Origin of the sequence: Xanthomonas sp. SS, assembly GCF_014236835.1 — a bacterium.
Taxonomy (GTDB): domain Bacteria; phylum Pseudomonadota; class Gammaproteobacteria; order Xanthomonadales; family Xanthomonadaceae; genus Xanthomonas_A.
Map to the genome: position 1 here is coordinate 1,625,236 of NZ_CP051190.1, position 15,678 is coordinate 1,640,913.

Below are 15,678 nucleotides of genomic sequence, written 5' to 3' on the forward strand. Positions count from 1 at the left end.
GAAGCGTCTCGTGGAGTTTGGGGGCGCGAGACTTCGCACGTACCCTCATCCGGCGCTTCGCGCCACCTTCTCCCAATGGGAGAAGGGTGCTGTCGTCAGCCGACCGAGCCTTCCAGGCTCACTTCCAGCAGCTTCTTGGCTTCCACCGCGAATTCCATCGGCAGTTCGCGGAACACCTGCTTGCAGAAGCCGTCGACGATCATCGACACCGCGTTTTCCTGGTCGATGCCGCGGGCGCGGCAATAGAACAGCTGGTCGTCGCTGATCTTGGAGGTGGTGGCCTCGTGCTCGACCGTGGCGGTGGGGTGCTTGACCTCGATGTACGGAAAGGTGTGCGCGCCGCACTGCTTGCCGATCAGCAGCGAATCGCACTGGGTGTAGTTGCGCGCGCCCTCGGCGCTGCGCTCCACCTTGACCAGGCCGCGGTAGGTGTTCTGACCGCGGCCGGCGCTGATGCCCTTGCTGACGATCTTGCTCTTGGTGCGCTTGCCGATATGGATCATCTTGGTGCCGGTATCGGCCTGCTGGCGGTGATGGGTCAGCGCCACCGAATGGAACTCGCCGACCGAATCGTCGCCGAGCAGCACGCAGGAGGGATACTTCCAGGTGATCGCCGAGCCGGTCTCGACCTGGGTCCAGGTGATCTTGCTGCGCGCGCCGCGGCATTCGCCACGCTTGGTCACGAAGTTGTAGATGCCGCCGACGCCGTTCTCGTCGCCCGGGTACCAGTTCTGCACGGTCGAATACTTGATCTCCGCGTCTTCCAGCACCACCAGCTCGACCACCGCCGCATGCAGCTGGTTTTCGTCGCGCATCGGCGCGGTGCAGCCTTCCAGGTAGGACACGTAGGCCTTGTCCTCGCACACGATCAAGGTGCGCTCGAACTGGCCGGTGTGGCCGGCGTTGATGCGGAAATAGGTGCTCAGCTCCATCGGGCAGCGCACGCCCTTGGGGATGAACACGAAGCTGCCGTCGGAGAACACCGCCGAATTGAGCGCGGCGAAGTAGTTGTCGCCGACCGGCACCACGCTGCCCAGGTACTGCTTGACGATCTCCGGATGCTCCTTGATCGCCTCGGACATCGAGCAGAAGATCACGCCCTTCTCGGCCAGTTCCTTGCGGAAAGTGGTGCCGACCGAGACCGAGTCGAACACCGCGTCCACCGCCACGCCGGCCAGCTTGGCGCGCTCGTGCAGCGGCACGCCGAGCTTGTCGTAGGTGTCCAGCAGCTCCTTGGGCACGTCGTCCAGCGAGGCGTACTTGGGACCCTTCGGCGCGGAGTAGTAGCTCAGCGCCTGGAAATCGATCGGCGCGATATTGAGCTTGGCCCAGTGCGGCATCGGCATCTTCAACCAGTGCCGGTAGGCGGCCAGGCGCCACTCGGTCATCCACTCCGGCTCGTCTTTCTTGACGGACAGGGCGCGCACGACGTCTTCGTTCAAGCCGGGCAGGAACGAATCGGATTCGATGTCGGTAATGAAGCCGGCGTCGTAGCGACGTCCCAGCCGTTCCAGGATTTCAGCGTTTTCGGTGGCCATGGGGGCTGCCTACAGGTCAGGTGGTCGCGAAACGCACGGCGATCGGACGCCGTCTGGTTTCGCCGGAAGAGGGAAGCGGGTGCAGCATCTGCGCCAGGGTCACGCCGCGCAGGGCATCGGCGACCACGTCGTTGATCAGCCGCCAGTTGGAACGCACGCCGCATTTCTGTGCGATGCTGCACTGGCTTTCCTGGTGGCTGCATTCGGTGATGGCCAGCGGGCCTTCCATCGCCTCGACGATCTGGATCAGGGTGATGGCGTCGGCCGGGCGCGCCAGCCGGTAGCCGCCGTGCACGCCGCGCAGGCCTTCGACCAGTCCGGCCTGGGCCAGCGGCTTGAGCAGCTTGCTGACGGTGGGCGGCTCCAGTCCGGACTGTTCGGCCAGTTCGGTCGCGCTCAGCACCTCGCCGGGACGCGCGGCGAGCACGGTCAGCACGACGGTGGCGTAATCGGTCAACTTGGTGACGCGGAGCATGGGGCAACAGCCGGAATTCAATGCGGACCGAAATTGTACGCTTTTGCGGCGGCGGCGTCCAAGCCGCGCGTTCATGTTTTTCGCTATCGCTGCGATCGTTGCCGCCAACAGCCGCGGTGCCGCTGCCGGCGCGATCCGAAGGGGCTTGGGATCGCCGCCGATGTGCGCCAGAATCAGCACTTTCCCGTTCCGGACCGCCGCATGCCCCGCAAGATCGCCGCCCGCAAGTCCCGCATCCATGGCAATGGCGTGTTCGCCGTGCTGCCGCTCAAGAAAGGCGAGCGGGTCATCGAGTACAAGGGCCGCCGCCGCACCCATGCCGAAGTGGACCGCGACGAGGCCGGCGATGTCGAGACCGGACACACCTTCCTGTTCACCCTCAGCGACGACTATGTGATCGACGCCAACTACGAGGGCAACGACGCGCGCTGGATCAACCACAGCTGCGCGCCGAACTGCGAGGCGGTGATCATCGAGGCCGAGGGCGACGACCGGCGCCTGGACAAGGTGGTGATCGAGACGCTGCGCGCGATCAAGCCTGGTGAGGAGCTGACCTACAACTACGGCATCACCCTGGGCGAACGGCATACGCCGCGGCTGAAGAAGATCTGGGAATGCCGCTGCGGATCCAAGAACTGCACCGGGACCATGCTGCAGCCCAAGCGCTGAGCGCGCGCCTGCACGTGGCCTAGACGCGCGGCTCACGACGCTGCAACCGCGGCGCTCCTAGGGTGATTCTCCCCCTGTAGAGGAGTTTCCCATGAGCACAGCATCTTCCCTGTCCGGCAAGCGCGTCGCGGTCCTGGCCACCGACGGCTTCGAACAGTCCGAGTTGCAGGAGCCCAAGCGCCTGCTGGAATCGTGGGGCGCGCAGGTCGATGTGATCGCGCCCGGCGATGCCTCCAGCATCCGCGGCTGGAACAAGAAGGACTGGGGCGACAACGTCCCGGTCGACAAGCGCCTGGCCCAGGCCGATGCCGGCGACTACGACGCGCTGGTGCTGCCGGGCGGGGTGATCAATCCGGACAACCTGCGCACCGAAGCCTCCGCGATCCGCCTCATCCAGTCGTTCGCCAGCGCCGGCAAGCCGGTCGCGGCGATCTGCCACGGCCCCTGGCTGCTGGCCGAAAGCGGCCTGGTGCGCGACAAACAGGTGACCTCGTGGCCATCGGTGAAAACCGACCTGAGCAATGCCGGCGGACGCTGGCAGGACGCGGAAGTGGTGGTGGACGGCAACCTGATCACCAGCCGCAAGCCGGACGACATTCCCGCGTTCGCCGCGGCGGTGGCCAAGGCGCTGGGCTGAGTTCGGCACCCAGCGTGCGCAACGAGAAACGGCGGCCTGTGGGCCGCCGTTTTTCTGTAGGAGGGGCTTGAGCCCCGACCGGGTAATGCAACAGTCGGATCGATCGAATCGGGAAAGTGTCGCGGCTGAAGCCGCTCCTACAGTGCGCCCAGTGGGCAGGCCGCAGTTCCTGTAGGAGCGGCTTCAGCCGCGACGGGCGGCATCCGGCGCCTGACGCTGTCCCACTACCGGTTAGGTTGCGGCATAACGCCCTGTCGATCGTCGCGGCTAAGACGCCTTGCGCGACTCGCAGCGAAAGCATTGCGCAATTCTTTCCTCGCGCTGATCCGAGGCGCGCAGCGTCATCGCATCACTTGCCTCAGCGCAGGATCACTGCCCCGACAGCGCACCGGCCGGCACCAGCTTGCCGATGTCCTGGTTGAAGTGCACCACCAGCTTGCCGTTCTCCACCGCCGCCGATTCGATCTGCACATTGCCCATCACCCCGGCCAGCGCCGGATCCAGCTTGTAGATCGGTTCCTTGCGCGCGTAGTCGTTCAGCCACACGTTGAGCAGTTCGCGGGTGTTGGCGTCGAGCTTGCCGCCGTTGGCGGCCGGGCGGAAGTCGTCGATGGTCGGCGATTGCAGGTGGAAGCCCTGGGTCTGCTGCTCGTAGCGCAGCCCGCTGGTCAGCAGCACCGTGCCCAGCGGGGTCGGCGCACCGCCGCCGGTGGCCATGCTCAGGTCGAACTGCATTTTCAGCCGGTCGCCCGGCGGCAGCGACAGCTTGGGATCGCGGATGGTCATCTTCACCAGGCCGCCGAGCGCCTTGTGCGTCTGCGGGAAGCTGCCGTCCAGGTACTGCTGCACATCGGCGGCGCCGACACTGACCTGTTTGCCCTGGATCATCGGCTCGGCCTGCAGGTGTGTAGCGGCAACGAGGGTCAACAGCGCGGCGGCGCGCAAGGTCAGCAGGCGGAGCTTCATGGGAGGTGGTGCCTTGGCGGAATCAGGGGTTCAACATAACCGCAGCCGGTGAATGCGCGATTAGCGGAACAGGGAAGTGGAGCGGTTCGACCCGTGGAGACGCATGGGCCGGATCGTCTTACGCGGCGGTCGGCGCCAGCCGCGCCAGGATCGCATCCAGTGCCGGACGCAGCGGCGCCAACAAGGCCTGCGCCTCGCTGTCGCTGCGCTCGCCGAGTCCGCGCAGCAGCTGCGTGCCGATGGTCAGTGCGGCGCGCTCGTCGCCATGCAGGCCGGGATGGCGTTGCGCCGCTTCGAGCAGGCGCATCCAGTCCTGCCGGCAGCGGGCCTCGAATTCGATGGTGCAGCGGCCTTGGCATTGCAGCCCGTCGGCCTCGATCGGCGTGACGGTGATGCGGTAGCGTTGGGAGGCGGTCATGGGCGTGCGCACAGCGGGTCGGTCGATCCAAGATAGGCGCCGTGCGCCGCTATCACGAGAGGGATGGCCGCGACGCTCTGTTCTAGCGCGCGCCATCAAGCATTGGATACCACCAGTTGTGCCGAAGGCGGCGGACGCGCGGTTTGGGCCTTGGCGGCTGCCGATCAGCACTACGCGGCGTGGATCGGATCGTTTGGTGAAGCGCGTCGCCATGCCCATCGGCAAACGGTCGGCCAGACCCGGTGCGGATTATTTGGACGCGATGCTGCGCCCCGTCGCGACCGTTCAGCGCGCCGCGCGCAGCAGTGGCAGCGGATCGTAGGCGCCGCCCTCGGCATAGACGCCGTAGTGCAGATGCGGTGGCGTGCCGCGCGCGTTGCCGCTGTCGCCGACCGTACCGAGCGGATCGCCGGCCTCGACCAGGTCGCCGACCTGCAGTTCCGGCGCCCAGTCCTGCAGATGCGCATAGTAATGGCGTTGCCGGGCGGGACCCATCACCCACACCTGGCGGCCGCCGAGGCCGTGCTCGGCGACGGCGACGACGATGCCGCGGGTGGCCGACAGCACCGGGGTGCCGCGCTTGGCGAAGATGTCTACGCCGGCGTGCTGGCGATCGCGGCCGCGTGGCGCGCCGAAGGTGGCCGCGACGCGGCGCGGGTCCACGCCTTGCACCGGCATGCGCAGCGCGGTCGGCGGCGGCTGCCGCGCCAGTTCCCAGCCGGCCCGCGCGCGCAGCGCCCACGGTTGCTGCCAGGCCCAGGCCAACGCCAGCGCCGTGCAGGCCAGCGCCGCCAAGCGCAGCAGCCAACGGCGCAGCGTCCGCGCAGGCGAGGGCGCTGCCGTCGGCATCGCCTCAGCCAATCTGCGTGCCGGCCTGCTTCTGCAACTGCTGCTTCAACGCGTCGTCGATGCCGAGCTGGCGCGCCAGTTCGTCCAGGTAGCTGCGTTCCATGAAGCTCTGCTCGTCGGCGGCGAGCAGGCTGGCCAGGTACATCTCCGAGGCGATCTCCGGCGTGGTCGCGGCCTGCGCCACCTCGGCCGGATCCAGCGGCTTCTCCAGTTCGGCATGCAGCCAGAGCTGCACGTCCTCGTCGCCGTTGAGGCGGGTGAACTCGCCTTCGATCAGTTCGCGTTCGCGGGTGTCGATGTGGCCGTCGGCCTTGGCCGCGGCGACCAGCGCGCGCAGGATCGCCTGGCTGTGCTGTTCCACTTCCAGCGGCGGTAGCCGGTCCAGCGTCTGCGGTTCCTCCGGCGCGACGGCACCGAGTTGCTGGCGCTTGTAGTCGCCGTACGCGCGATAGGCCATCACCCCGAGCGCGGCCAGGCCGCCATAGGTCGCCAGCTTGCGCGTGGTGCGGTTCTTGCCCAGCAGCAGGCCGAGCGCGCCGCCGCTCAGGGCGCCCTTGCCGAAGTCGGCGTTGAGCATGCCGCCGAGGCCGCCGCTGTTGGCGGAGGATCCCGCGGAGGCGGACGTGCCGGTCTTGGCCATGGCCTGGCCGGCGGCGCCCTGCGCCGATTGCAGCAGTTGGTCGAGAAAGCCCTGTAGCTTCATGCACGCATTCCTGTCGAGTGGTGCCACAGGTATAGCGGGCATCGCCTTAGCTGCCTGTCAATCCGGCTGCGGGCGGTGGCGAGCGCGCAAAAAAACGAGACGGCGCAGGCCGTCTCGTCAGGTGTACTTGCCTGGGTCAGGCGACGCTGCTCAGAGCGCGGCGTCCTTGAGCTTCTTCAGCGGGCGCACCTTCAGCTTGGTGGTGGCCGGCTTGGCGGCGAACCACTGCTCTTCCTTGGTGAACGGGTTGATGCCCTTGCGCTTCGGCTTGGCCGGCACGCTGACGGCGGTGATCTTGAGCAGGCCCGGCAGGGTGAACGAACCGGCGCCCTTCTTGCTGACCGAGCCGGCCACGGCGTGCTCGAGCGAGGCCATCACCGCGCGCACGTCCTTGGCGACGACGCCGCTGGCTTCGACGATGTGGGCGACCAGCGCGGACTTGCTCAGCGCTTCCTTGATCGGCTTGGGAGCGGCCGGCTTGGCGGCGGTCTTGGTGGCTACTTTCTTCGCTGCCTTTTTCGGGGCAGCCTTTTTCGCGGTCTTTGCCATGATGTCCTGATTCCGTAAACGATAGGTGGTTGGGTCGCGCCGACCCCGTCGGCATGGCGAAATGTAGGGCATGTGCTACTCCGCGCCAATAGGCAAACCGCAAAAAGACGCGGAAAACGCCTCGCACCGGGTTTTTTTGCGCCGCAATGGCGGATTTGGACCGGGAAAACGGTGGCGCGCTGCCGCTCGGCGCCGCGTTGAAGCGTTCATGCCGAGTCGCGATCGGGCATCGCCGCCGCCACGCCGCCGCGATCGGTAATGCTGGAATCCAGTGCGCAGGCGGCTGCCCGGACCGGTCCGGCGGACAGCGATCTCGCTCGCCGCGTCGCCGTCTGTTTCCGATGCGCGCGGCCGAGCGCGTGCGTTTCGGAGGTGGCGCGGCCGCTGCCGTGGAGGCGCAGGCTTGCGCCGCGAGAACGTCGCCAGCGATGCCCGAAAGTGCGCCGCCCGCGACGTGCATTGCGCCGCACAAGGCCATAACGCGCGCTGCTCTATCGTGCCTCCCTCATTCACCACGGGAGTACCGCATGGGCATTTCGCGTCACGCCACCGCGCATTGGGAAGGCGATCTGAAGAGCGGCAAGGGCCAGCTGAGCACGCCGCAGAGCGGTCTGCTGGAGAACACCCGCTATGCCTTCAGCAGCCGCTTCGGCGACGAGAAGGGCACCAACCCGGAAGAGCTGATCGCCGCCGCGCATGCCGGCTGCTTCACCATGGCGCTGTCGGCCAAGCTCAGCGAGGCGGGCTTCCCGCCGACCTCGCTGGACACGCGCGCCGAGGTCGATCTATCGATGGAAGGCGGTCCGCAGTTGTCGCAGATCCGGCTCAAGGTCAAGGCCGTGGTCCCGAACATCGAGGCGGCGCAGTTCCGTGCGCTGGCCGACGACGCCAAGCAGAACTGTCCGGTGTCCAAGGCGCTGAGCGCCGTGCCGATCAGCCTGGAAGCGGAGCTGGGTTGAGCGTCGGGCCTGGCGCGCCGCCAGGCCTTTTCCCCAATAGACGGTCAGGCCACGCCGGCTACCGGCTCGCGTGGTCTGGCCGTTTGCCGTTGCATGGGAACGGTTCCAGTCGCGATAAGCGCGAGCCCCTGCTGCCGTGCCAGCTGTCGCCGCGCTAAACAGGCGCCGCCGACCGGTCCCAATTCAGTCTTGTTTCACCGGCACGGACCGAGCATGCGGTTGCGCGATCCACGCGCCTGGAATCTTCGACATGAACAAGCTCTCGACCCGTCTTCTGACCGCCGCGCTCGCCGTGGGCGTGGTCGGCTCCGCCGCTGCGCAGGACTACGGCCGCTACGATGGCTATCGCGATCGCGGCTACGCGAATAGTGGCACCTACGATTACGCCCGTGTGGTCCGTGCCGATCCGATCATCGTGCCGGTGCGCGGCCCGCGCGAAACCACCGAGCGTTGCTACGAGCGCCCGGCCTCGGATGGCTATGTCGAAAACGGCTACCGCAACGACGGCTACTACAGTAACGGCTACCGCGGCAGCGACGGCGGGCGCAGCGCGGCCACGGTGGTCGGCGGCATCGCCGGTGCGCTGCTGGGCAGCCGCGTCGGCGGCGGCAACGGCCGCTTCGTCGGCACCGCGGTCGGCACCATGGTCGGCGGCCTGGCCGGGCGCTCGATCTACGACAGCAATGCCCGCACCACGGTGCAGACCGGCTCGGTCAGCGTGTGCGAACCGGTCGCCTACCGCAGCGAAAGCTACGACCGTGTGGACGGCTACGACGTGACCTACGAATACGGCGGCCGCTATTACCACACGCGTAGCGCGGAGCGTCCGGGCGACCGCATCCGGGTGCGCGTGGACGTGCTGCCCGACTGAACGATGCGGACGCTTCGCTGAGGCGTCCAAGGGCGTCGGCTGCCAGCGTCGCTACGCTGGCGGCCGACGACGATTCTTCAGGCCGCCCGTTCAGGCCGCTGCAGCCAGTGGCTATTGGTCTGACACTCAGCGCCAGTCGATGCGTCCGTCGATCACCGTCTGTACCTGGCCGCCGGACCAGACCTCGCCGGTGCTGTCCACGCTCAGGGTCAGCAAGGCATCGTGGCCGACCTCGCGGCCCTGGCTGACCACGTAGCGGCCGTCGCGGCCGGGCAGTGCGCTGCGGTGGTCCAGCCACGCGGCGAGCACGGCGTTGGCGGCGCCGGATGCGGCATCCTCGAACCGGCGGCCATTGCCGACGAACGCACGCACCGCCAGCTGATACGTCTGTTGGTCGGCCCGCGCGTAGGCGAACACGCCCATGCTGGCGGTGCTTTCGGCCAAGGCGGCGATCGCCTCCCACTCCGGCGCCAGGCTGCGCAACGCGGCCTCGTCGGCGATTTCGACCAGCCACCAGCAGCGGCCGCCATCCATGCGCACCGGCGGTTGCGCACCCAGCGTCCAGCCGGCCAGCGCCGCGGCCAGGCGTGGATCGGCGGCGTCGGCGATCTCCGCGACCTGCGCGCGCGGGGTGCGGATGGCGATGCTGCGCACGCCGCCGTCCACGTTCACGCGCAACGGCAGCAGTCCGGCGATGCCTTCCTGGACCAGTACGCCGTCCTTAGGCGTGGCGATGCCTGCCTCCAGCACCGCATGCGCGGTGCCGACGCTGGGATGGCCGGCGAACGGCACTTCCTTCTGCGGACTGAACATGCGGATGCCGTAGCTGGCGTCCGGTTGTGTCGCCGGAAACACGAAGGTGGTCTCCGGCAGCCGCGTCCAGCGCGCGATCGCCTGCATCGCCGCCGCGTCCAGGCCTTGCGCATCCAGCACCACCGCCAGCGGATTGCCGGCGCCGGGGCGCGGGGAGAACACATCCAGTTGCAGGAAACGGCGCGTGGTCATGGCGGGGCGCTTGAAGGTGGGGGCGCGCAGCTTAGCAATCGAAACGTAAACACGATGCTGGGCCGGCGCATGCGGGCTTGGCCGGCAAGCGCCAGGAGCGCTGCGCTTGGCATAGAATCGCAGGTTCCGCCCGGCGTTCCGGGCCTCTTTCCCTCCACCAGACCCCACACACGAAATGTCCTCTTCCCCCCCTGTCGATCGTTGGATCGTCCTCAAGTTCGGCGGCACCTCGGTGTCGCGTCGTCATCGCTGGGACACGATCGGGACGCTGGCGAAAAAACGCGCCGACGAGACCGGGGCGCGGGTGCTGGTGGTGGTGTCGGCGCTGTCGGGGGTCACCAACGAACTGACCGCGATCGCCGACGGCAGCGCCGACAGCGCGCAGCGCGTGGCCGCGCTGGAGCAGCGCCACCGCGACTTCCTGGGCGAACTGGAACTGGATGTGGACAGCGTGCTCGGCGAGCGCCTGGCGGCGCTGCGCGGATTGCTCGACGACCCGCGCGCGGCGAGCCGCACGCTGGACTGGCAGGCCGAGGTGCTGGGCCAGGGCGAGTTGCTGTCGTCCACGCTGGGCGCGGCCTACCTGCGCGCCAGCGGCCTGGATTTCGGCTGGATGGATGCGCGCCAGTGGCTGGACGCGCTGCCGCCGCAGCCGAACCAGAGCGAGTGGTCCAAGCGCCTGTCGGTGTCGTGCCAGTGGCAGTCCGACAGCGCCTGGCGCGAACGCTTCGTCGCCCAGCCGGCGCGAATGCTGATCACCCAGGGCTTCATTTCGCGGCACCAGGACGGCGGCACCGCGATCCTCGGCCGTGGCGGCTCGGACACCTCGGCGGCGTACTTCGGCGCGCTGCTCGGCGCCAGCCGGGTGGAGATCTGGACCGACGTGCCGGGCATGTTCAGCGCCAATCCGCGCGAAGTGCCGGACGCGCGCCTGCTGACCCGGCTGGACTATTACGAGGCGCAGGAAATCGCCACCACCGGCGCCAAGGTGCTGCATCCGCGCTCGATCAAGCCGTGCCGCGACGGCGGCGTGCCGATGGCGATCCTGGACACCGAGCGCCCCGAGTTGCCCGGCACCAGCATCGACGGCAACGCGCGCACCGTGCCCGGGGTCAAGGCGATCAGTCGCCGCAACGGCATCGTGCTGGTGTCGATGGAAGGCATCGGCATGTGGCAGCAGGTCGGCTTCCTGGCCGACGTGTTCGCGCGCTTCGCCAAGCACGGGCTGTCGGTGGACCTGATTGGTTCGGCCGAGACCAACGTCACCGTGTCGCTGGACCCGAGCGAGAACCTGGTCAACACCGACGTGCTGGCGGCGCTGTCGGCCGACCTGGCGGAGATCTGCCGGGTCAAGATCATCGTGCCGTGCGCGGCGATCACCCTGGTCGGACGCGGCATGCGCTCGCTGCTGCACAAGCTTTCGGACGTGTGGGCCACGTTCGGCAAGGAGCGCGTGCACATGATCTCGCAGTCGTCCAACGATCTGAACCTGACCTTCGTCATCGACGAGGCCGACGCCGAGGGCCTGTTGCCGATCCTGCACGCCGAGCTGATCGACAGCGGCGCGATGCCGGTGGAAGAAACCGAGGTGTTCGGCCTGCGCTGGCGCGAGATCACCGGCAGCGTGCGTGCGCGGCCGACGCCGTGGTGGCACGCCGAGCGCGAGCACCTGCTGCGCCTGGCCGAGGCCGGCACGCCGCGCTATGTCTACCATCTGCCGACCCTGCGCGAGCGCGCCCGCGCGCTCAAGGCGATCGCCCCGATCGACCAGCGCTATTACGCGATCAAGGCCAATTCGCATCCGGCGCTGCTCGAGGCGCTGGTCGCCGAGGACTTCGGCCTGGAATGCGTGTCGCACGGCGAACTGCGCCGGGTGTTCGACACCTTGCCGGAGTTGTCGCCGCGGCGCGTGCTGTTCACTCCCAGCTTCGCGCCGAAGGCCGAGTACGAAGCCGCGTTCGCGCTGGGCGTGACCGTCACCGTGGACAACGTCGAACTGCTGCAGCGCTGGCCGGAGCTGTTCCGCGGCCGCAACCTGTGGCTGCGCATCGACCTGGGCCATGGCGACGGCCACCACGAGAAGGTCAACACCGGCGGCAAGGCCTCCAAGTTCGGTCTGTCGGCGACGCGGGTGGACGAATTCGTCGAAGTCGCGCGCACCCTGGAGATCCGCATCGTCGGCGTGCATGCGCACCTGGGCAGCGGCGTGGAAACCGCGCAGCACTGGCGGCGCATGTGCGACGAACTGGCCGGTTTCGCGCGCCGCATCGGCAGCGTGGAAGTCATCGACATCGGCGGCGGCCTGCCGATCGCGTACAGCGCTGACGACGAGCCGTTCGATCTCGACGCCTGGGCGCAGGGCCTGGCCGAGGTCAAAGCGGTGCACCCGGCGTTCCGCCTGGCGATCGAACCGGGCCGCTACCTGGTCGCCGAATGCGGCGTGCTGCTGACCCGGGCCACCCAGGTGATCGAGAAGGACGGCATCCGCCGCGTCGGCCTGGATGCGGGCATGAACGCGCTGGTGCGCCCGGCGCTGTACGACGCCTGGCACGACGTGGCCAACCTGAGCCGCCTGGACCGCGAGGCCGATGCGGTGTTCGACGTGGTCGGGCCGATCTGCGAATCCAGCGACGTCTTCGGCAAGCGCCGCCGCCTGCCCGCCGCCACCGCGGCCGACGACGTGATGCTGATCGCCGACGCCGGCGCCTACGGCTACGCGATGGCCAGTACCTATAACCAGCGCGAGCTGCCGCGGGAGGACGTGATCGATGCGCCCGCAGGCTGAGTTCATTGCGCTCAGCGCCGTCGCCGGCGGCGCGGCGATCATGTTGGCCACCGCGGCCGATCGGGCGGGCACGAGCCTGCCGTTGCAGTGGGCCGACAGCATCAAATGGCTGGCGCCTGCGCTGATCGCGGCAGGCGCCGGTGCGTGGTTGGCATGGCGCTGGCAACGCCGCTGGCCTGCCGGCCGTGCGGGCGCGATGGCATTGCGCACGCTGCTGCTGGGCGCGTGCAGTTATGTGCCGGCGCTGACGTTGTATCTCGTGGTGGTGTTCGTGACGTCCGCCGATGCCACGCAGAGGAGCTCGAACTGGGAGCTGTTTCCGCTGGCGTTCCTGCTCGGTTGCCTGCCATGGCTATGGGCGGCGTTGCCGTTTTCCATGATCGAATTTTTCCTGTGCCGACGCTACTTGCGTCGCACGCGCGTTCTTGCAGGTAGTCCATGACCGCTTTCGACAAACAGCAGATCACCACCTTCCGCTTCGTGCGCTGTACGTTCGACGCCGATAGCGGCGTCGCGCGCCTGGTCTATGCCTTCGACCAGGGCCCGGAACTGGTGGAGACGATCACCGTGCCCGGCGCGCCGTTCGTGCTGGACGCTGCGCGCGCGCAGGCGCTGCAGCGCGCGCTGCGCCTGCTGCATCTGATCGCCGGGGTCAGCTACTACAAGGCCGCGGTGCCGCCGCAGATCGCCATCGACGACTACGCGATCGACGCCGAGACCGCCGCGCTGCTGGACAGCGTGTACCTGCACGGGCTGGGCGAATTCGCCTACCGCAACGGCCTGGACCTGCGCGAGCGGATTCGGTTTCCGGCGACCGCGGGCAACGAGCAGGACGCTGCGGCGCTGGGCTTGCGCGCGCACGCGCTGGTCGCGATCGGCGGCGGCAAGGATTCGCTGGTCAGCATCGAGGCGCTGCGTGCCGCCGGCGTGGAGCAGACCGTAGCCTGGATCGGCGGCTCGCAGCTGATCCGCGCCTGCGCCGAGCGCACCGCACTGCCGACCTTGAACATCGGCCGCGCGCTGGCGCCGGAGCTGTTCGAACTGAACCGGCAGGGCGCGTGGAACGGGCATATCCCGGTGACCGCGGTGAACTCGGCGATCCTGGTGTTCGCCGCATTGCTGCAGGACGCGGGCCAGGTGGTGTTTTCCAACGAGCACTCGGCCAGCTACGGCAGCCAGATCGCCGGCACCGGCGAGGTCAACCACCAGTGGTCCAAGGGCTGGGCCTTCGAGCAGGCGTTCGGCGCGCAGGTGCAGCGCTACGTGGCCGCGGACCTGCACTACTACTCGCTGCTGCGCCCGCTGTCGGAATTGGCAGTGGCGCGGCAGTTCGCCAAGAACGACCACTACGACGCGCATTTCTCCAGCTGCAACCGCAACTTCCACATCCTCGGCGAGCGCCCGGCGCACCGTTGGTGCGGGGTGTGCCCGAAGTGCCATTTCGTGTTCCTGGCGCTGGCGCCGTTCATGCCGAAGACGCGGCTGGTGCGGATATTCGGCCGCAACCTGCTCGACGATGCGGCGCAGGCGCCGGGCTTCGACGCGCTGCTGGAATTCCAGGACCACAAGCCGTTCGAATGCGTCGGCGAGGGCCGCGAATCGCGCGCGGCGATGGCCACGCTGGCGGCGCGCGCGGAATGGAAGGAAGACGCGCTGGTGGCGCGTTTCATCCGCGAGATTCAGCCGCAGCTGGAGGCCGGCGACCTGCGCGTGGAACCGCTGCTGGCGCTGGACACGCAGCACCGCATTCCGGCCGAGCTGTGGGAACGCGTGCGTGCGAATTTCGCAGCTTGAGGGGTTGCGCGTCGCACTGTGGGGCTGGGGCCGCGAGGGTCGGGCGGCTTATGCCGCGGTGCGTGGCCGGGAATCGGGAATCGGGAATGGGGAATCGGCGGCGGCATTGCCGCTGACGGTGTTCTGTTCGGCCGACGAAGTGCCGGCACTTGTCGCGCTCGGCGACCAAGCGCTGCGTGTGGAGACCGAGGCCAGCGCCGAGCGGCTGGCGGCATTCGACGTAGTGATCAAGTCGCCCGGGATCAGCCCGTATCGGCCCGAGGCGCAAGCCGCCGCTGCGCAAGGCACGCGCTTCATCGGCGGTACCGCGCTGTGGTTCGCCGAACGTGCGGGCGCCGACGGCGTGGTGCCGGGCAGCGTCTGCATCACCGGCACCAAGGGCAAGAGCACCAGCACCGCGCTGCTGGCGCACCTGTTGCGCGCCGGCGGCCACCGCACCGGCCTGGTCGGCAACATCGGCCTGCCGCTGCTGGAAGTACTGGCGCCGCCGCAGCCGCCGCAGTACTGGGCGATCGAACTGTCCAGCTACCAGACCGGCGACGTGGCGCGCAGCGGTGCGCGGCCGCAGCTGGCGCTGGTGCTGAACCTGTTCCCGGAACATCTGGACTGGCACGGCAGCCAGGCACGCTATGTCGAAGACAAGCTGGCGCTGGTGACCCAGGCGCGGCCGCGCATCGCCCTGCTCAATGCCGCCGATCCGCAGCTGGCGGCGCTGGCGCTGCCCGACAGCGAGGTGCGTTGGTTCAATCGCGAAGACGGCTGGCACATGCGCGGCGATGTCGTGCATCGCGGCGAGGTGGCGGTGTTCGACAGCGCGCACGTGCCGCTGCCGGGCCGGCACAACCGCGGCAACCTGTGCGCGGTGCTGGCCGCGATCGAGGCCCTGGGCCTGGACGCGGCGGCGCTGGCGCCGGCCGCGGCGGATTTCCGGCCGTTGCCGAACCGGCTGCAGACCCTGGGCGAGCGCGACGGCGTGGCCTATGTCAACGACTCGATCAGCACCACGCCGCACGCCACGCTGGCGGCGCTGGAGTGTTTCCGCGGGCGCCGCATCGCGCTGCTGGTCGGCGGCCACGACCGCGGCCTGGACTGGCAGGACTTCGCCAAGGCGATGCGCCAGGGGGCGCCGCTGGAGATCGTCACCATGGGCAGCAACGGTCCGCGCATCCACGCGCTGCTGGCGCCGCTGGCCGCCGCTGGCGGCTTCGGCCTGCACGCCGCCGCGGACCTGCCGGCAGCGGTGGCATTGGCGCGCTCGGCGCTGGGCGAGGGCGGCGGTGTGGTGCTGCTGTCGCCGGGCGCGCCCAGCTTCGGCGCCTACCGCGACTACGTGGCGCGCGGCCGCCATTTCGCCGAACTGGCCGGATTCGATCCTGACGCGATCAGCGCGATTCCCGGGCTGGGCATCGCCTGAGCTGTTTGCTCCTGCATCGAACCGGCATGCGCGCCGCTGACCAGAC

16 protein-coding genes are annotated in these 15,678 nt (G+C 68.7%); 8 read left to right on the forward strand and 8 right to left on the reverse strand.

The genetic code is table 11. The features are described from left to right. Positions 1-95: 95 nt before the first annotated feature. On the reverse strand, positions 96-1,538 hold the full coding sequence (gene sufB, locus HEP74_RS06795) for a Fe-S cluster assembly protein SufB (RefSeq protein WP_185815763.1): 1,443 nt from the start codon (positions 1,536-1,538) through the stop codon (positions 96-98). A 16-nt stretch (positions 1,539-1,554) separates the two neighbouring features. Next, a complete protein-coding gene (locus HEP74_RS06800; protein WP_179566171.1) occupies positions 1,555-2,013 on the reverse strand; it encodes an SUF system Fe-S cluster assembly regulator in 459 nt (152 codons plus the stop codon). Positions 2,014-2,214: 201 nt separating this feature from the next. Between HEP74_RS06800 and HEP74_RS06805 the strand changes: the two genes are divergently transcribed. Both HEP74_RS06805 and HEP74_RS06810 read left to right on the forward strand, forming a co-directional pair. Continuing rightward, positions 2,215-2,682 (forward strand): SET domain-containing protein, encoded by a 468-nt coding sequence (locus HEP74_RS06805; RefSeq protein ID WP_145701832.1) that lies wholly within the window; start codon positions 2,215-2,217, stop codon positions 2,680-2,682. A 91-nt stretch (positions 2,683-2,773) separates the two neighbouring features. Continuing rightward, positions 2,774-3,319, forward strand: a complete 546-nt coding sequence (locus HEP74_RS06810) for a type 1 glutamine amidotransferase domain-containing protein (RefSeq protein WP_184410628.1) — start codon at positions 2,774-2,776, stop codon at positions 3,317-3,319. A 369-nt stretch (positions 3,320-3,688) separates the two neighbouring features. Here HEP74_RS06810 and HEP74_RS06815 read toward each other — a convergent pair whose 3' ends face one another. The 5 genes from HEP74_RS06815 to HEP74_RS06835 form a co-directional block, all read right to left on the reverse strand. Then, the gene (locus HEP74_RS06815) at positions 3,689-4,285 is read right to left on the reverse strand and encodes a DUF1439 domain-containing protein (protein ID WP_185815764.1); all 597 of its coding nucleotides are present in this window, start codon (positions 4,283-4,285) and stop codon (positions 3,689-3,691) included. A 118-nt stretch (positions 4,286-4,403) separates the two neighbouring features. Continuing rightward, a complete protein-coding gene (locus tag HEP74_RS06820) occupies positions 4,404-4,703 on the reverse strand; it encodes a DUF3861 family protein (RefSeq protein ID WP_185815765.1) in 300 nt (99 codons plus the stop codon). A 285-nt stretch (positions 4,704-4,988) separates the two neighbouring features. Then, positions 4,989-5,552, reverse strand: coding sequence for a M23 family metallopeptidase (locus HEP74_RS06825; protein ID WP_185815766.1), 564 nt, complete (start codon positions 5,550-5,552; stop codon positions 4,989-4,991). A gap of 4 nt (positions 5,553-5,556) precedes the next feature. Then, a complete protein-coding gene (locus HEP74_RS06830; RefSeq protein ID WP_185815767.1) occupies positions 5,557-6,255 on the reverse strand; it encodes a tellurite resistance TerB family protein in 699 nt (232 codons plus the stop codon). Between the two features lie 150 nt (positions 6,256-6,405). Next, complete coding sequence (locus HEP74_RS06835) at positions 6,406-6,804, reverse strand: HU family DNA-binding protein (protein WP_145708001.1); 399 nt, start codon at positions 6,802-6,804, stop codon at positions 6,406-6,408. A 527-nt stretch (positions 6,805-7,331) separates the two neighbouring features. On the opposite strand from HEP74_RS06835, the gene HEP74_RS06840 reads away from it, so the two are divergent. Both HEP74_RS06840 and HEP74_RS06845 read left to right on the forward strand, forming a co-directional pair. Then, the gene (locus HEP74_RS06840; RefSeq protein ID WP_185815768.1) at positions 7,332-7,763 is read left to right on the forward strand and encodes an OsmC family protein; all 432 of its coding nucleotides are present in this window, start codon (positions 7,332-7,334) and stop codon (positions 7,761-7,763) included. Between the two features lie 250 nt (positions 7,764-8,013). Further along, the gene (locus tag HEP74_RS06845; protein ID WP_185815769.1) at positions 8,014-8,634 is read left to right on the forward strand and encodes a glycine zipper 2TM domain-containing protein; all 621 of its coding nucleotides are present in this window, start codon (positions 8,014-8,016) and stop codon (positions 8,632-8,634) included. 126 nt (positions 8,635-8,760) lie between these two features. On the opposite strand, the gene HEP74_RS06850 is transcribed toward HEP74_RS06845, so the two are convergent. Further along, complete coding sequence (locus HEP74_RS06850) at positions 8,761-9,639, reverse strand: PhzF family protein (protein ID WP_185815770.1); 879 nt, start codon at positions 9,637-9,639, stop codon at positions 8,761-8,763. Between the two features lie 175 nt (positions 9,640-9,814). On the opposite strand from HEP74_RS06850, the gene HEP74_RS06855 reads away from it, so the two are divergent. Genes HEP74_RS06855 through murD form a run of 4 tightly spaced genes read left to right on the forward strand, consistent with a single transcriptional unit; the run spans position 9,815 to position 15,632 of the window. Further along, entirely contained in the window at positions 9,815-12,424 is a 2,610-nt protein-coding gene (locus HEP74_RS06855) for a bifunctional aspartate kinase/diaminopimelate decarboxylase (protein WP_185815771.1), read from the forward strand. Further along, complete coding sequence (locus HEP74_RS06860; RefSeq protein WP_185815772.1) at positions 12,408-12,866, forward strand: hypothetical protein; 459 nt, start codon at positions 12,408-12,410, stop codon at positions 12,864-12,866. The genes HEP74_RS06855 and HEP74_RS06860 overlap by 17 nt, the downstream gene beginning before the upstream one ends. Beyond that, positions 12,863-14,218 carry a UDP-N-acetyl-alpha-D-muramoyl-L-alanyl-L-glutamate epimerase gene (gene murL, locus HEP74_RS06865; RefSeq protein ID WP_185815773.1) on the forward strand — a complete coding sequence of 452 codons (1,356 nt, stop codon included), beginning with the start codon at positions 12,863-12,865 and terminating at the stop codon, positions 14,216-14,218. The genes HEP74_RS06860 and murL overlap by 4 nt, the downstream gene beginning before the upstream one ends. Then, the gene (murD, locus tag HEP74_RS06870) at positions 14,199-15,632 is read left to right on the forward strand and encodes a UDP-N-acetylmuramoyl-L-alanine--D-glutamate ligase (protein ID WP_185815774.1); all 1,434 of its coding nucleotides are present in this window, start codon (positions 14,199-14,201) and stop codon (positions 15,630-15,632) included. Before murL ends, murD begins: the two co-directional genes overlap by 20 nt. Positions 15,633-15,678 lie beyond the last annotated feature (46 nt).

What these genes read in the sequence shown, in the direction of transcription:
- sufB (WP_185815763.1), bottom strand. Translation starts at nt 1,538, where the DNA reads ATGGCCACCGAAAACGCTGAAATCCTGGAACGGCTGGGACGTCGCTAC.
- HEP74_RS06800 (WP_179566171.1), bottom strand. Translation starts at nt 2,013, where the DNA reads ATGCTCCGCGTCACCAAGTTGACCGATTACGCCACCGTCGTGCTGACC.
- HEP74_RS06805 (WP_145701832.1), top strand. Translation starts at nt 2,215, where the DNA reads ATGCCCCGCAAGATCGCCGCCCGCAAGTCCCGCATCCATGGCAATGGC.
- HEP74_RS06810 (WP_184410628.1), top strand. Translation starts at nt 2,774, where the DNA reads ATGAGCACAGCATCTTCCCTGTCCGGCAAGCGCGTCGCGGTCCTGGCC.
- HEP74_RS06815 (WP_185815764.1), bottom strand. Translation starts at nt 4,285, where the DNA reads ATGAAGCTCCGCCTGCTGACCTTGCGCGCCGCCGCGCTGTTGACCCTC.
- HEP74_RS06820 (WP_185815765.1), bottom strand. Translation starts at nt 4,703, where the DNA reads ATGACCGCCTCCCAACGCTACCGCATCACCGTCACGCCGATCGAGGCC.
- HEP74_RS06825 (WP_185815766.1), bottom strand. Translation starts at nt 5,552, where the DNA reads ATGCCGACGGCAGCGCCCTCGCCTGCGCGGACGCTGCGCCGTTGGCTG.
- HEP74_RS06830 (WP_185815767.1), bottom strand. Translation starts at nt 6,255, where the DNA reads ATGAAGCTACAGGGCTTTCTCGACCAACTGCTGCAATCGGCGCAGGGC.
- HEP74_RS06835 (WP_145708001.1), bottom strand. Translation starts at nt 6,804, where the DNA reads ATGGCAAAGACCGCGAAAAAGGCTGCCCCGAAAAAGGCAGCGAAGAAA.
- HEP74_RS06840 (WP_185815768.1), top strand. Translation starts at nt 7,332, where the DNA reads ATGGGCATTTCGCGTCACGCCACCGCGCATTGGGAAGGCGATCTGAAG.
- HEP74_RS06845 (WP_185815769.1), top strand. Translation starts at nt 8,014, where the DNA reads ATGAACAAGCTCTCGACCCGTCTTCTGACCGCCGCGCTCGCCGTGGGC.
- HEP74_RS06850 (WP_185815770.1), bottom strand. Translation starts at nt 9,639, where the DNA reads ATGACCACGCGCCGTTTCCTGCAACTGGATGTGTTCTCCCCGCGCCCC.
- HEP74_RS06855 (WP_185815771.1), top strand. Translation starts at nt 9,815, where the DNA reads ATGTCCTCTTCCCCCCCTGTCGATCGTTGGATCGTCCTCAAGTTCGGC.
- HEP74_RS06860 (WP_185815772.1), top strand. Translation starts at nt 12,408, where the DNA reads ATGCGCCCGCAGGCTGAGTTCATTGCGCTCAGCGCCGTCGCCGGCGGC.
- murL (WP_185815773.1), top strand. Translation starts at nt 12,863, where the DNA reads ATGACCGCTTTCGACAAACAGCAGATCACCACCTTCCGCTTCGTGCGC.